Origin of the sequence: Mucilaginibacter sp. CSA2-8R, from assembly GCF_038806765.1 — a bacterium.
Classification (GTDB): Bacteria; Bacteroidota; Bacteroidia; order Sphingobacteriales; family Sphingobacteriaceae; genus Mucilaginibacter.
In genome coordinates, this window is record NZ_CP152389.1 from 2,095,493 (window position 1) to 2,110,304 (window position 14,812).

Genomic DNA, 14,812 nt, shown 5'->3' on the forward strand with positions numbered 1-14,812 from the left:
TCTCACAACGCCGGCTTACAGTTAGTTGCGTCCATTGAGGAGCTTTATTTTTAAATACTCAACAACGTTTTTATTTCCTGGCTTGCATACTGCCGGACAAGATCACGGGTAAGCTTTGAATACGGAGACCGCTTATGTGCCTCTATCTCATAATCGACACCAAATACATCCCAATAGTTTACATCTGTTACACCTGGCACAAGTTTTAGCGCACTGTCGACTGCAGCTTTGGAACGTTGATCCATAGTACGCATCACCCAATGCGCCTTACCGCGATAGGTCTGGTAGGTGGGTGCCAGCGCAAATAAGCTGATATTCCCCTCATATCTCTTGTCAATGGTCGGATTGTCGAAGACAATCTTGAATGGCTTTATTTTCTTTCCCGTCAAGTCGTCCAGGTTGCGAAAATTGCTTAGCGTAAGCATACAGTCGTCACCGAAACCTAGTAAATAGGGATGCGTATGCGTCACCGTACTGGTCGGCTTATTTGACTTGATGGTATTGCAAGCCGTACAAGCGGGTATCAGGTTATAAAAAGACAAGCTTAATCCGGGATATAGGTCTGATGCAAAGAAATGGTCAATCGGTGGCCGTGAGATCTTCTTTTCCAAGTACACCGGTGCGATCTGGTGAATATTGCAGTACAGACATGTCGGTTGCTTCAATGAACGAACAAGCGTATAAGCATTATACCTGACCCTTTCCTTTCGAAAAAATTCTGTCTCGTTAAAAGCCTTTTCCAGCGCGGTCCAAACCTTCACGGGTAGATGAAGTTTTTCAAGATCGCTCACTATTTTTTCATGAAGCGGCACAAGGTCGTTCGGCTTAGCAGCTAAGATCTCTAGTATTTCACCATCGGTCTTGAAATGGTCCTTTAGACATAGGTTTTCCGGCTGATCCAATCTGGTCCTGATCAATGGAAGTAGCTTGTCACAATGCCGTTTCAAATAAACCTTCATCAGATGAGGTGGAGCGATCAGTTTAATCATTTCGCTTACCTGTTAAAGATTTATAAAGTAGATTTCTTACAAGAGGGTCATCAATACGGTCGATCGCCTCTTCAATTCTTTTGCCTTGGTCATTGGCTCCGACCAGATCATCCCGGTTATTTATCATCTGAATAACGCGTTCCACATATGCCCGGGCAAGTTCTCCGACTAAAGCCGATTCGATGAAAAAGTCATCTGCCAACAGCGCGCTTACGTTTTGAACGAACGTACCAATTGATGGCATTTTTACCCGTCTGTCATTTTCTAATTTAAAGAGATGCACATGCTCTCTGGGGAAGTCCGACAAGACAAGCGGAGAATGGGTTGTTAAGATCAATTGCATTCGGTGCCCGCCACTTAACTCATTGAAGAAATCACACAAGTACCGGACATATTTGATTTGCCAACTGGGATGGAAACCCATCTCACCCTCATCTATCAGAATGACCAATGAGCGTTCATCCGTTTTGACTTTGCCGATTACATCATAGAACCGCGAAAACAGATCAAGAAACATCTTCTCCCCACTACTGAAATTCTGCCACTCAAAATTTACCAATTTATAAAGGGGCTCCGTTAAAAGGCGAGCATTTGTCGAATTCTGCACACGATCGATCAGTGTTGTTAAACGACCAACAAAGGGTGCATCCGTGGAGACGCCAAGAAACAACGCATTGTTAGTGTCCCTAAAATGGATCCTCGTGCCTTTATCAAAGATCATTTCGTCTACGAGATCGATCAATTCCCGAAATAGACTTTCTACGAACACATCCTCTTGCTCAAAGAATTCCACTAAAAGATCGCGCAGCAGAGCAGGCTCATTACCGTTATATGCCAATAGCTTTGTTTCTAGCTCTTTTGGAAAGCGGTGGTTTAGGATGTTTTGAGATTTGTTCGCATTTATCGCTAAAAAATAGGCGGTCAACAGATTTCGCAGGAACATCAATTGCGCCATCAATTCACGAGGCATTTTATTTTCGGGATATTCACGAAAATGTGTGGCGCAAAAAGCTTGTAGTTGATCAAACAAGCTGTTATCGCCAACCGAAATGTCATTTTTATCCGGAGATAGACGTTTAAAGGCGATATATACATGCTGAGGCAATTTGAACGGTAGTTGGAACCTATCCCGGGCAGCGTTCACAAAAGTCAACTGCCGACGGCTGTTCTTTAATTTGTGGTAGACCAGTGAGGTCTGGATCTCCATGATCTGGTCATTATTTTCCAGATCATCCATGATAACCGCAGTTTGTGAAATATCAAAAACTGTTGGATCGTCCTTGTCTGTTGGGAGTTCTAGGAGATTGAAGTCAAGGAATGGAGAATAATAAATGATGCGGCGCGCCAGGTTTGGAGGATTGTATTGATAATATATTTTATAATCTCGCATCTCCTCGCTGAGAATGGGCTCAATCGGTTCATCGTTGTCCATGTATGAAAAGATGTTGATTTCCTTCTCAGCTGTTTGGTAAACCAGCAAAGCATAGAATGAAAGTTCATCATCCTCATCTTCCGACTCGGCTAATAGATAGGCTAAACGTCGCAATAAGGTGGACTTGCCTACACCGTTACTACCTGCGATCACATTGATGTCATCTACAAAATCTCCCAGCAGAGATTGATAAAGGTCATCTTTGACCGCCATCGCAATTTTTTCGCCATCAAAACGCATTTCGAACTTATGACTTAGGTTTAGGTCGAACGGCTCATAGCCATCTAATCCTTCTATATAAATATATAGCAGTCGGTTCATGTATGGACGTGACTTCGGTTTAATTTTCATAATAATTCCCGCTAAAGATAAATAATCAACAGGTATTAAATCGCTTTATTGAGCCCGGCACTTTTCTGATATCTTCCGGGTTGAACCGGAAGATATCTATTAAAATACTATTTCTCAGAAAGAGGAAAAAAAAGGACTTGGAGTTCGTAACGGCCTGACCGTGCCAACGCATACTGTTCTGCGCTACGTTGCGTCCACCCTACGGGACTTATAGTTCTTCAGTTCTTCCCCTCGGTGCCCTAGGTCTTTTTGTTGGCAAATAGCACTGCTAAGGTCAAAGTACAACGGTGAGGCTTAGGGCGTTTAATTTAATATGGGCATGGGAAAGGTATCCAAAGATCATAACCATTAAATTCTGAATAGTGAAAAGCGCAACGAGTTTGCAAAAAGCAATAGTCAGTTTCAAAAGCTAGATAACATTGCCGCTTTTTTATTGGAGCATGCTTAATCATCGATGTGAATGAATATTGGCAGTAAGCAGGGCGGCTTGAGAAACTAAGTCGTCCGCCGCTATTATTTGCCGGTGCTTAATGGAGCGGATTTTTCCTTTAAAAATTCTTGATACACTTGCTCGATCTTATCCAATAGCAAGCCCACCTTTTCCTTCAACAGCTTTACAGATTCTTCATCCGCTTTAAACTCACTCTTATATCTTGCTTCGGCATAACCAGATTGCAATAGTGTAAATATCCTTACTCCTTTCGGCGTATTAAGTTTAAGCACATCTTTAATTTCATTAGTAAACAGTAAGGTCATTTTGATTTTTCTTGCAAGGCTATGCCCATTCGTACGGTAGCCAAGAACCGCCGTTATAATGCCAATAAGACTGCTCTCGGCTGCCTGATGTAAACAAAAGAGGGCTAGATTGTAATTTGCATCCTCGATGTATCTTATGGCGCCTTTAATAAAGTTTTTACCCTGTATGCCCCATCTGTTCCAATCACGCTGTGCTCGTTCTAACCATACGCTGTTGTCTATCGCATGTACGCCTGTTAGTTCCACATCGGGTGCTCTGTAAATATTAACGCTTTTGTAAAGAGTATTATGCCAGAAACGTCTGTCCTTCATTAATGCCCCTTTGGCGCTGGATAGCTTGTGAACGATGGCAAAAACCGATGCTAAGTATCGGCAATTATCTTCTATTTTATTGGCAATCTCGTGTTCTGGTGTTTTCTCATTGTCATCAATTAATACCAGCAGATAATAAGTAAAGGGATCTGAATGTGTACCGACCAGGTATATCATGAATACTGAAGGCACACGCTCAACAATTAAGTTTTTTACTGCTTCAATACCAAGCTTTTCAGCTTTGGTCAATTGAGGGTTCAGGTCTTTTAAGGGTGATAGCTCACCTGCAATGGCTGTCGGTGCTGGCTCTTTCTCAACTTTGCTGTTACACCATGATTTGTGTGTGATCGTATCATCCGTTTCACGCTGATGAATAAGCCAGGCTGCCGAATAAAGCTTACGGATATTATCATACACCTCGATGATCTCACCTGCCATTAGGGTTTCGTCAGCAGCACTGTTACATAATGAGGCGTGCAGCCATTCTTTCAAATAATCACGATACTCCTGTGGGCTGAGCTTCTTAAAGCACTTTTTTATTGCTTTGTAGGGGTTGGCAAGCTCCTTTGCAGTAAGGTTATTCGGGAAATAGATCCATTCCTTCTTTTCCTCATCTATCTGCTTTTCGGTAACATCCTCCAGTTTTCGCCACCTGTCACTATTTTTAAGCAATAACAAGTGCATGGCTTCAATCAACTGCACGGTTTGATCATAGATGAATAACACATGGCCGGGGCCGTGCCGGTCTTTGTAGAACTTGTCATTTAATACATAATACCGCCATTCCTTTAAATCCTGACGATGGTCGTTCGGCCAGCCGGAACTGAAGAAATCGGTGATGACTTTTAAGGGATTTACGATCTCGCTGAATCGCAAATGTTTGGGATACTGCTCCCATGGTGCAATGGTGCCTAGATATATACTCATGGTCTTTTTGCCGCATTGTTGCTAACAAGACAAATGACCGCATGCGCACATTTCTAACCTATTCTGTAGCTTTCTAACGAAGTGTGGCAGCAGGATAATTTATGCTTGTGCAGGCTCTATGAAACAGCTTACTTGAAACTTTAAATTTTCATACATTTGCCTAACCAACCGTTTTTGTCATGAGTACAGCTACCGATACACCAAAAAATATTCACCAGGGCCGCAATGTGAAACGTTTTCGCGAGATGCTGGGATTGAAACAGGAAGCGCTTGCTTTAGCGATGGGCGATGACTGGAGCCAAAAACGAGTTTCGTTGTTAGAAGCAAAAGAAATTATCGAGGAAGATATTCTCGCTCAGGTAGCCGCTATACTTAAAGTACCTGTTGAAGCTATCAAAAATTTTGACGAGGAGACAGCTATTCATAACATACAAAACAACTATGATAATGCAGTTATCCACGGTGGTCCTACTGTTAATTATAACTGCACATTCAACCCTATAGATAAACTCATCGAATTATTTGAAGAAAATAAAAGGCTGTATGAGCAATTGTTAGCCAGCGAACGCGAAAAGGTTGAACTTTTAAAAAGCAAAAGTTAGTTTTTATATCCGTGTAATTTGGATTGAGAAATCAAATCAGTTGCCTTTCAGTTCGTTAATGGCCAATGTCAGTTCATTTTCCAGTGTATCGCTGTAACCGTGAAATGCCCTTACAACAAGTCCGTTTTTATCAATCAAATAAAAATTAGGCGTACCGACGGTTTTAAAGCTTTTTTTGAGCTTAATGTTTCCTTTATAAATTGGAACGTTAATGTTGTTGGCATCTACGTAATCCCTGATCTGCTTTGTCGTTTCGTCGGAATAAATACTAAGAATTGTAACTTCAGATGCTTTGTGCTTTTCAGCCAGTCTGTTTAACATGGGTATAGCAAGAGGATTAGCGCCGCAAGTTGTGGAGCCGAATTCTATCAGTAATGTTTTGTTTTTGAATTCTTCAGGTGAAACCTTTTTACCGGTCAGATTGGCTACCTGGATCAAAGGAGCGACGCTTCCATTTTCAAGCATTTGCTTATTCTCCACGTCAAAACCAACCTTATCAAATTTAAATGTAGTAGCGTTAGGGACTTGGCCGATTTTGAAATTTGCGAAACGCCGTTCATTGAAGACATTGACCCTGCCAAGGCTGTAACCACCCTTGCTGGCACTACCTGCACCCAGCTCTTTGGTATAAACAGGCAACAGTGTTTTTTCATCAAGGTAGAAGTAAAGATGAGTAAAATCGTGGTTGTTGTTCACAACTGTATCGTACCTTTTAACGAAGAAACTATAGCAAATTCTACGATCAATGACAGTATCAGGTCGTTGCTGAACCAAGGATGGTATTCTGTCAATCACATACTTAAGTTCTTCCAGATAATCGGTTAGGGAGCCTATGACTGTTTTGGGATGTACTTGGAACGAGTAAACACTATCTCTAAAATCGAGAGTGTAAAGTGTGTCGTGAATGAATACATCGCGAAAAACTGGATGGCCAAAACGATCAGAATTGGTCGTGTTTTGAGCTACGATCTTTCGCTGAGCACTTCTGGTTAAGGTTTCACTGATTCGGGTAACAGAGGTATCGTTATCACTAAATATGTTTTTCTTTACAGTAGTAGCAGTATAGCTGATGAAGCGAGGCTTTTCTCCAACTTCGACAGCTCGTTTCAAAGTTGATGCAGGATTTTGCTGAGCCTTCGCAAATGGGTAGAATATGAATAGCCCGATAATCATTAACATAAAGCTTCTCATACCGCAATTTATGGAAATTTGTATTCTCAATTAAAGGATAGCGAAAATGTTACCTAAGAAATTAGTTCATCTCTATTTGTTAATGAATTCCCTTAGGATAGGATACAAACATTGGTGGTCATTGCATCGCTTAAACAGCCGGAGCTAAAAGCAGGGAAACTGTCAAGGGCAACGGCGATTAGCCGTTGTTTATACACCCTTGACTGTTTTCCTGCGTAGCTATCTTTGTGATGGCGGTGCTGTGACTTTTTTTCCTTATACGTGCGCAGGGCTGGCAGGCGTGTATGAGGTACGAATACTTGCCTGCGTGGGTGGGCAAGGCTAATTGCGGAATGAAACCGGCGCAAAGCGCGTGGTGCAATGCAGCAACCTGCCGCAGCCACATCGGGACAATCATACTCCTCTACTTACCTGATTTAACCTTCTCCAACCTCTGTTTAGCCGCTTTTTGCTGCTGCTCCACCTGCTTTGCCTCGGCTTCTGCTGCGATAATAGCCTGCTGTTTCACCATAGCCTTTTCTGCATGATGTATAAAGGCGTTTGGATCTTCAGCCAACTTTCCATCAATAGTTTTCGATACTTCGGGATACAATGCCCTAACTAACCAAAAGTTATAAGCTTCACTGTTTAGCCGGTTATTCTGATGATTAAAGTAAAGCGCTGTTCCTACAGAACCGGCACTAAAAACGAAGGCAATCACGACACAGATAATCAAGCTCTTTGACCAAGCACCGAAATGGTGCGTATTCCTGACGGTAATCACCTTAGGCATATTGGCAACTACCTTTGTCAACTCATCTATGTTGGCCTGTATCTTACTTTCGTCGTAACGCTTGTTAGCAGTCTCAACACGAGCAGCAATGCTTTCCAACACATTACGATACTGCTCCATGAACGCTTTCAGAAAGTCCGCCATACCGATTTCAAGTACGTCAATCCGCCCTATTAAGCCTTGAAACAGCTCCTCCATCATTGTTACTTTTTCTTCTATTTCTTCCTTTTGCATGTCAATCAATTTTAAGTTAATTGTCTATACCCTTCGTTTACAGCCGTGGTCCTTGTGCCTGCTGCTGCCCCTTACGTTTCCTTCGCCTTCTGCGTGCTTCCTCTGCTTCGCCTGTAGGATCAGGCCCAGCTGGTATAAACTCAGGTGTCAATAGGATATCTAAAAGGCTTTTACCACCACCATAATAGTGCTGATGTTCATGTTGTCCTTCGTGCCGTATAGCGTCTCTTAACTGACTGGCCAGTGATGGTTCGTCACTCTGTTTTGTCGCCTGGTACATCTGTACTTTCCTATTCTGGTTTAAAGCAGCATTGATCCTGGCATAACTCAGGCTGCGGTCAATAGCCGAGCCTTTCATTTTCAGTTCCCCTTTTTCAAAAGAGATACCCTGTACTTCACCAGTGCCGCTCCGATATTTGTAAGTGATGGCAACACCTTGCTTTGCTAGCTTTGCTTCTAAATCTTTCCAGTTAGTGGCTATCTTCATGGCAGTCTTAATCGCATCATACAACTCGTATCTGACCTTCTCTTTGCCACGTAGCGCCTGCCGGTTCACCTGTTCCTTACCTTGGCCCAAATGGTAGCCGTATTTCAAGGTGATCTCCTTGCAGGCTTTCACGTTCTTGGCAAAGTTGTTCTTATCGCTGATCGTCCTGCCGTTATTATCCACCCGGTTATAGATGAGGTGCAGGTGTGGGTGTGCTTTATCCGTGTGACGGACTACAACAAACTGTGTGTTGCGGATGCCTACCTTTTCCATGTACTCCTTTGACCGTTCCACCATGATAGCATCGCTGAGCTTAGCTAGGTCTTCCTTGCTCCAACTCAAAATGAGGTGCCCGACTGCTTTACCTAACTCCGGACGCATCTTGCGTTGCAGGTTAAAGTCCTGAATAAGCTGGATGGCATTCTGCATTCGTACGCCTTCAGCATGTAATATCTTCGCTTCCTGCCGCTCGACCACATAACGGACACAGCCGCCAAAGCTCCTGCCGGTGATTGGCTTACCCATCATGTTTATTGAGTTTGGTTAACAGCTCTTCTATCTGCCTGATTACTGCTTGTCCCTTTATGGCCATCGATAGCAACCCATTGGTATGTGCCAGGTGCACATACTGATTAAAATTGTTGGCCAGTCCCGACAGCATCCGGAACCAGGCGGTTTCTTCGGTAGTAAAGCGCGGAAAAACCTTCGCGCTTTTGGCTGCCCTGCGAAACCATTCGCTCGGCTTAATGCCTGCTTTCTTAGCCCGTTCTTCGATGAGCAGCCGTTCGGTTGACGTCAATCGGACCATCAATATACTGCTCCGGCTGATCGCTTTTTTAGGTCTGCCCGGCGTTCGTTTTTTTTGCAAATTGCTCTTTTCTGTTAGTGGTGTCATCAGCTAATTCCTTTCTGAATCTTCTTTAAATACCGACCAACGGGAGCGAGTTCCGGATCATCCCTTCAGGGTGTATCCGGGTTTTTGTATAGCAACAACATTAACTCGCTCCTTACAGGCCGTATAGTTTTCCTCCGCTATATCCATATAGCTGCATGTAATAAATCTCCTTTTACTTATTTCAATTCATCAACCGTTTTTCGGTAGCCAGACGAGGCTGCCAAGCCTCGGATGATAAGAGGGTTGATAACGGATGTAACCAAGTTCATCCAGCTCTTTGATGCACTTGTGGTAAGTAGCAATGGAAGCAATCCGGCTGTAAGCCATCAGCGTTTTACGGGTGATGGTAAATGGGATTTGAAAGCCGCTCCGTTGCCAGCAAACAAACAAACCGGTAAACAAGCTGACGTGGGTTGCCAGCATCCGGCTGTCCGTACCCATGCGTTTGATCCAGCTACTGTAGCGACTAAAGTTGCTTTTAACATCTGCAGTTATCATAATGCGCCTCCTTCCAATAGCTTGTTGATATCGGCTAGTTTGTAATAGAGCATACCGCCAATCTTGGTAAAATGCAGTGTGCCGTTTAACCGTAGGTTTTGCAAAGTGCCCGCCGAGATGTTGAGCAGCTTACGCACTTCTACACTTTTCAGCCATTGCTTGCTTTGACCTTGTGGCGCGCCGATCAGTCTGTTGATCTCTGTGAGCATCTCGTTCTTAAATTGCTTCAAGTCTTCACTTGTGATTAATTCCACATTCATCATTTTTCCTCCTTGATCTGATTCGTAATGTTTTGGTGCATGATATTTAGCACCTGGCTCTTTTTAAAATAGACGCGTTTGTGCAGACGAAGAAAAGGCAAGCCTTTTTTCATCCAGTCGGTGAGTGTGACTAGTGACACTCCTAACTCGGTGGCCAATTCCTGCTTGGAAAGGAGCCTTTCGTTGTCGGGCGGCGGATTACGTCCTTTGTTAAAATGTTCCTGTAGTTCTGCCCTGACTGCATCCCGGATGCAGCGGCTCAGAGCTTCGTCGTTAATGATAGTCATGCCACAAATGAAAAAAATAACGGCACGCGGCGATGACCACGCAGGTTCGCGTGGTTAAATTGAGTGGGTTTACGAAAGGAAAAAATGCCTTAACGGCATATGAAATGACAACTATAGCTGTTTAGCATAAGTTATGCAAAGCATAGGAACAAAAGCCTATCAAATACTCCGCTTCTTCGCAGGTACGATATTAAATAGCTGCATATCTGCTGGGATGGGAGAATATTTTTTTCCCGGTTTTTTCCGGTTTGCAGGAAAATACCGGCGGATGGTGTCGTGATTAATTTCCTCGCCACCTTCCCGGAAGTGCTTAGCAATCATTTTGGTCCACACGATCTCGGTTTGAGAAAAGACCAACTCTTTGCCTTCTTCCGGTAAAATCAAATCACGCATCTTCTGACACAGGTCCAGGAAGGTTAAAACGTAACCATCAGCAATATCAATGAATTCCTTTGTCTCCAGTTTTCGCGCTTCCTTAAGTTCTTCTTTTAAGGCCGCAATTTCCTGTGACTGCCGCTGAATCTGCTCATATTGCTCAGCGATTATCTCTGGCAAGGTCTTCTCCGTATGCCATCGATCAATAGAGCGGAGATATTTCTTAAAGCTAGTAAGTATAGCGATTAATTCTACGTCCCGCGCATGGCTGGTGTGGAACGGGTCTTTCTGTTCTATGAACGCTATGCGCCTTTGAACAATCTGCCAAACCAAGGTGAAAAACTCTTGCTCACCGTCCGGCTCCTTAGAAAGGAAGTATTCTAAATGATGCCTGTAATACAAAGGGTATTCCGTTTCGGATAAATCCAGAAGCTTGCGAATAAAGAGATTGTCCTCATAACCTCGTTTTAATCCGGTCAAAATACCGATATCATATTTGTGCGGATGGAAATCGAAGGGTTGGCGGGCTTTAAAATATCTGTTAGGCATAGGCAAAGAGATTTATAACATGTTTACGCAATACGGCAAATTTTAGTTAAAGGGTATCCTTTAATTAAGTTTAAACATAATTAAAGCTTAAGTCAATTTACACAAGAGTAAATTATTCCCTACGGTAAGATTAACTTTTTCCCTAAAATCCTATGTATCTGAGTACGGTTAATAAACGACCAATTCGGATTGACAACAACATGACTACTAAATATTATTATAGTATGAGTACATTATTTATTATAATCGCACTACAAACCTTATCAGTATGGCATATTCGGAAAAAGCAAAAAGTAGTATTGGGAAAAACAATCTCAAACTAACCGCTGACAAAGTGATCCAAATATTGGATCAAGTTCGCGACGAAGGTAAAAAGTCCAGGCGGCGATGGATTTGGGAATTAATGCAAAATGCGAAGGATATTCCTAATCATTATAAGCGTGTCTCTATCGAGATTGAATTAACAGCATCTGAATTAAAATTTAAGCATAACGGCGATCCGTTTAGGATTGACAACCTTACTGGTCTCATTCAGCAGGTTAGCTCCAAGCCATCGGACAGCAGCGACGAAGAAACGACCGGAAAATTTGGTACTGGCTTTATTTCAACCCATTTGCTATCAGATGTCATTACCGTTCAAGGTGTTGTACAGGAACCAGGGGAAATACCGAAAAAGATAGAACTGATACTTGATAGATCCGGTGAAACATCTGAAGCTCTAATGCCAGCTATAGACGAGGCTTTAGCGCTTGTGGATAAGATCGATGATAACGAACTCTTTACTGCAATACCTGATTACCATCAGAACCGTTCAGAACAGGACATGGACAATGTGTTCATTTATACCCTAGAAAATGAAAGTGCCAAACAGGCTGCTATCACTGGCGTAGATGATTTGAACGTTACACTACCGCTAACCCTTGCATTTATTCCCAAGATAAAAAATGTTAAGGTTGTTGACCGGATAAAAAATAAGGTAGTTAAATATACTTGCGAAGCAGTACCTTTTTCCGATTCTACTGATCACATTACGATCACTATTGAGCAGGAAGGAGAACCAATATCCGCTAATTATTTCGTAATTTACAATGCGGGCGATTTATCGCTGGCAGCTGAGGTAAACAATTTCTCTTTAAACCAACTTGTAGAGCGCCAACCGTCCTTGCCGTTCCTGTATCGTGATTTTCCATTGATTGGCACAGAGAATTTCTCTTTCCCGTTCACATTAAATGGAAAGACCATGAACCCGACCGAAAGGCGTGATGGGATCTTGCTAAACCAAGAAAATGAAAAAAGTAAAAAGCCTGCTCATAACAGGAAAATTATTGAGACCGCGCTTAATACTGCAAAAAATTTTGTGAATGACCTTATAGCTCGAAATGCAGCAAATCTGTACACCGTTGCATTAAGCAGGATTCCTGGCTATGAATTCGATGAACAAGCAAGAGTATGGTACCAAGAAATTCAAAAAGATTACCGCAGTTTTTTGCTCGATGCTAAGATCATAGATACGCCGAAAGGACCTGCCCATTTAAAAGCTGTCCGTTTTCCAAGACTTGGTCAAATAAATGATGACAATCTTAAGTTCTGGGACGTCTGCGTCGCCTATCTAGGTTATGATCATCTTCCAATTAAAGCTTCTCTGCTAACCAGCCTTGTACACATTGGCACTATCGAAGAAAAGGCTTCATGGGGAACCGAGCTTTATTTTGACCTGCGGGATTTACTAACTGGTATCGCTGAAGCGGGTGACATTAAATCGCTCATATTACATTCTTTGGAGGATCAGCCCCCCGTCAATATTTTTGAATGGCTTAGTAACTTATATGCGTTCATCATTGAACAGAAACAAACAGACCTTTTCAAAGATTTTGCTGTTATTCCCAATGAGAATGGAGCGTTCAAGTTGCTGGACGAATTGTTCGAGGAAGATACGACCAAGCCGATACCAGACGAATTTATTGATATCCTAAAAGACCTTGACCCTCATAAGGACTGGCGGAGTGACCTGATCAACCGGAAGATCAATTTAAAGGTGCTAAATCACAAAAAGCTCGATATTGCTAATATTACAGAAGCAATCAATGAGATCCTAAATGAGAGTGGAAGAAAAGGCAACATTGTCTATAACAAGTTCCTTGACAGGTCTGATGCCCTGCAACAACTCATTTCCATATTAAAGGTAGATGGAACTGATTCATCCCAGTTGTCTTTTAGACATAATATCTTCAACGCAGCAAAATCGCTTTACCGCTTACCGGATGAATTCAAGCCTGTCGCTAATTCAGCAAAGTTTGATTACAGGCCAGCCTTTAAACTGTTAATCGAACTGATGAACAGAACAATCACCGATGCTGTTTCCATACAAGGCTTGGCCCACTTGATGGAAACCAATCACACAGGGGCGCTGAACTGGCTGGGTAGCTATTTGATATTACTTGATAACAGTACAGAGTATAGCTATTTTCTAAAAGAAGGTAATATCGTCCCGAATAGAAAATATGTGCTGTGTGCATATGAAGACATCTGTAATTTTGGGACAGAGGAACAGCGTCTTGACGATGACCTCGTCGGTATACTTGAAAAGTTTAATTCCAAAAAAGCTTGGGCGTCCCAATTGTTAGCCGACGAGATTAAAATAAAGTTACCTAATTCCAGAAAGTTTGATGAATTGGCAACTGAACTATTAATTGAAGTGGACCAAATTCGTATCAGTGATTCCTACGAGAATTATCGAGAACAACTGCTCTTGCTGATTGACTGGTGTTCTACTCAAAAAGAGCTCGCTTTGCGCTACTTGTCGGGCTTTAAGGAACTATCTACCCGCATATTCTTTATTCTAACAATAGAGAACAGCAGTATTGGTGGTGACATCATTAAAATGCTCAGGAATAAGGAACATCTTGAGGTACTGGCACAAATTTCAGAATCTTCTATAAATATCAACAGTTTAAAAGAGCTAATTCAAATTGGAAATGAATTGGGCAGTATTGAAGCGATCCTAAGGCATGCAAGGGAACTTCAATATGAGCAGCAGGATTATGAATATAAGAAACAAATTGGTTCAGAGATCGAACAGGTGTTCAAAGATGCGCTCGCAACTGAAAGCATCAACGCAGAAGTCATATTTAAGGGCAAGGGAGCTTACGATTTTGAGATCAGGAATAGAATTAACGCAAAATCTTTCTTCATAGAACTTAAATCCCAGGCTAACGGCTCTTCTGACCCTGTAAAACTAGCGTTGAGTCAAGCCCGACTAGCAATATATAACCCCGAGTCATTTGCCTTATGCCTCTTGGAGCGACCCATTAAAAGTGTTGAAACTAATGTTACTTACATCAAGGAAAATCTTGTCTATAGACATGCCATTCAAACTTTATTACAACCTGCCTTAGACGATAATGTTAAATTCGAAGAGATTATCTCACGAAAAACGCCCGTGAGACTTCATATCGCCCTTCGTGATCAGGTTTCGGTTTCCATAGAGAATTCAACCATAAATGAAAGTTCGGAATCTTTTTTAGACCTAATCAATCGAATTAAGACCCAGTTACTATAGTCACAATGGATTTCCCTACGAGATAAGCGGCGCAAAAGCTATGCATATGAAATTGGAAGAAATTGCGCTAGTTTAAGAGCAATTCCACTCTAGACAACTTATAAAATAGAGTAGTGATAGAAATTTAAAAGACACTATTATACTAAGCGACTTACAGGATATATGAAGTCGTTTGAGGCAGTAATGCTGTCACTAAAATATCGTTGAATACAGAATACTTTATAATGATCGTGATAATTTGGAATTAAAAAGCAATTAGAACTCTTTTTTCTAGATTCAAATCTTGTCTCACCCCATCGCTGAATCTATCCAAGTTTTTAATATGCTTCTCTACGT

Annotated in this window: 13 protein-coding genes; 2 read left to right on the forward strand and 11 right to left on the reverse strand. The window is 42.1% G+C overall.

Going from position 1 to position 14,812, the window contains the following annotated elements:
* Positions 1-50: 50 nt before the first annotated feature.
* The 3 genes from AAGR14_RS08855 to AAGR14_RS08865 all read right to left on the reverse strand — a co-directional run bounded on the left by AAGR14_RS08855 (position 51) and on the right by AAGR14_RS08865 (position 4,767).
* On the reverse strand, positions 51-989 hold the full coding sequence (locus AAGR14_RS08855; RefSeq protein WP_342648227.1) for a hypothetical protein: 939 nt from the start codon (positions 987-989) through the stop codon (positions 51-53).
* Positions 982-2,772: an AAA family ATPase gene (locus AAGR14_RS08860; protein ID WP_342648228.1), complete on the reverse strand. Its 1,791-nt coding sequence runs from the start codon at positions 2,770-2,772 to the stop codon at positions 982-984. The genes AAGR14_RS08855 and AAGR14_RS08860 overlap by 8 nt, the downstream gene beginning before the upstream one ends.
* 513 nt (positions 2,773-3,285) lie before the next feature.
* Positions 3,286-4,767 (reverse strand): HEPN domain-containing protein, encoded by a 1,482-nt coding sequence (locus AAGR14_RS08865; RefSeq protein WP_342648229.1) that lies wholly within the window; start codon positions 4,765-4,767, stop codon positions 3,286-3,288.
* Between the two features lie 179 nt (positions 4,768-4,946).
* Here AAGR14_RS08865 and AAGR14_RS08870 point away from each other — a divergent pair, with 179 nt between their 5' ends.
* Positions 4,947-5,369: a helix-turn-helix transcriptional regulator gene (locus AAGR14_RS08870; RefSeq protein WP_342648230.1), complete on the forward strand. Its 423-nt coding sequence runs from the start codon at positions 4,947-4,949 to the stop codon at positions 5,367-5,369.
* Between the two features lie 36 nt (positions 5,370-5,405).
* Here AAGR14_RS08870 and AAGR14_RS08875 read toward each other — a convergent pair whose 3' ends face one another.
* The 8 genes from AAGR14_RS08875 to AAGR14_RS08910 all read right to left on the reverse strand — a co-directional run bounded on the left by AAGR14_RS08875 (position 5,406) and on the right by AAGR14_RS08910 (position 10,917).
* Positions 5,406-6,560, reverse strand: a complete 1,155-nt coding sequence (locus AAGR14_RS08875; protein ID WP_342648231.1) for a TlpA disulfide reductase family protein — start codon at positions 6,558-6,560, stop codon at positions 5,406-5,408.
* A 403-nt stretch (positions 6,561-6,963) separates the two neighbouring features.
* Entirely contained in the window at positions 6,964-7,566 is a 603-nt protein-coding gene (locus tag AAGR14_RS08880) for a hypothetical protein (protein WP_342648232.1), read from the reverse strand.
* Positions 7,567-7,603: 37 nt separating this feature from the next.
* Complete coding sequence (locus tag AAGR14_RS08885; protein WP_342648233.1) at positions 7,604-8,581, reverse strand: relaxase/mobilization nuclease domain-containing protein; 978 nt, start codon at positions 8,579-8,581, stop codon at positions 7,604-7,606.
* Positions 8,571-8,948 (reverse strand): hypothetical protein, encoded by a 378-nt coding sequence (locus AAGR14_RS08890; RefSeq protein WP_342648234.1) that lies wholly within the window; start codon positions 8,946-8,948, stop codon positions 8,571-8,573. The genes AAGR14_RS08885 and AAGR14_RS08890 overlap by 11 nt, the downstream gene beginning before the upstream one ends.
* 189 nt (positions 8,949-9,137) lie before the next feature.
* Positions 9,138-9,446 (reverse strand): hypothetical protein, encoded by a 309-nt coding sequence (locus AAGR14_RS08895; protein ID WP_342648235.1) that lies wholly within the window; start codon positions 9,444-9,446, stop codon positions 9,138-9,140.
* Positions 9,443-9,706: a helix-turn-helix domain-containing protein gene (locus AAGR14_RS08900; RefSeq protein ID WP_342648689.1), complete on the reverse strand. Its 264-nt coding sequence runs from the start codon at positions 9,704-9,706 to the stop codon at positions 9,443-9,445. Before AAGR14_RS08900 ends, AAGR14_RS08895 begins: the two co-directional genes overlap by 4 nt.
* Positions 9,706-9,993, reverse strand: a complete 288-nt coding sequence (locus tag AAGR14_RS08905) for a helix-turn-helix domain-containing protein (RefSeq protein ID WP_342648236.1) — start codon at positions 9,991-9,993, stop codon at positions 9,706-9,708. The genes AAGR14_RS08900 and AAGR14_RS08905 overlap by 1 nt, the downstream gene beginning before the upstream one ends.
* A gap of 159 nt (positions 9,994-10,152) precedes the next feature.
* A complete protein-coding gene (locus AAGR14_RS08910; protein WP_342648237.1) occupies positions 10,153-10,917 on the reverse strand; it encodes a hypothetical protein in 765 nt (254 codons plus the stop codon).
* A gap of 268 nt (positions 10,918-11,185) precedes the next feature.
* On the opposite strand from AAGR14_RS08910, the gene AAGR14_RS08915 reads away from it, so the two are divergent.
* A complete protein-coding gene (locus AAGR14_RS08915; protein WP_342648238.1) occupies positions 11,186-14,476 on the forward strand; it encodes a hypothetical protein in 3,291 nt (1,096 codons plus the stop codon).
* Positions 14,477-14,812: the final 336 nt, after the last annotated feature.

Coding starts and splice junctions, on each gene's coding strand:
- AAGR14_RS08890 (WP_342648234.1), bottom strand. CDS start 8,948: ATGACACCACTAACAGAAAAGAGCAATTTGCAAAAAAAACGAACGCCG.
- AAGR14_RS08905 (WP_342648236.1), bottom strand. CDS start 9,993: ATGACTATCATTAACGACGAAGCTCTGAGCCGCTGCATCCGGGATGCA.
- AAGR14_RS08870 (WP_342648230.1), top strand. CDS start 4,947: ATGAGTACAGCTACCGATACACCAAAAAATATTCACCAGGGCCGCAAT.
- AAGR14_RS08865 (WP_342648229.1), bottom strand. CDS start 4,767: ATGAGTATATATCTAGGCACCATTGCACCATGGGAGCAGTATCCCAAA.
- AAGR14_RS08880 (WP_342648232.1), bottom strand. CDS start 7,566: ATGCAAAAGGAAGAAATAGAAGAAAAAGTAACAATGATGGAGGAGCTG.
- AAGR14_RS08855 (WP_342648227.1), bottom strand. CDS start 989: ATGATTAAACTGATCGCTCCACCTCATCTGATGAAGGTTTATTTGAAA.
- AAGR14_RS08895 (WP_342648235.1), bottom strand. CDS start 9,446: ATGATAACTGCAGATGTTAAAAGCAACTTTAGTCGCTACAGTAGCTGG.
- AAGR14_RS08910 (WP_342648237.1), bottom strand. CDS start 10,917: ATGCCTAACAGATATTTTAAAGCCCGCCAACCCTTCGATTTCCATCCG.
- AAGR14_RS08900 (WP_342648689.1), bottom strand. CDS start 9,706: ATGAATGTGGAATTAATCACAAGTGAAGACTTGAAGCAATTTAAGAAC.
- AAGR14_RS08885 (WP_342648233.1), bottom strand. CDS start 8,581: ATGATGGGTAAGCCAATCACCGGCAGGAGCTTTGGCGGCTGTGTCCGT.
- AAGR14_RS08860 (WP_342648228.1), bottom strand. CDS start 2,772: ATGAAAATTAAACCGAAGTCACGTCCATACATGAACCGACTGCTATAT.
- AAGR14_RS08915 (WP_342648238.1), top strand. CDS start 11,186: ATGGCATATTCGGAAAAAGCAAAAAGTAGTATTGGGAAAAACAATCTC.
- AAGR14_RS08875 (WP_342648231.1), bottom strand. CDS start 6,560: ATGAGAAGCTTTATGTTAATGATTATCGGGCTATTCATATTCTACCCA.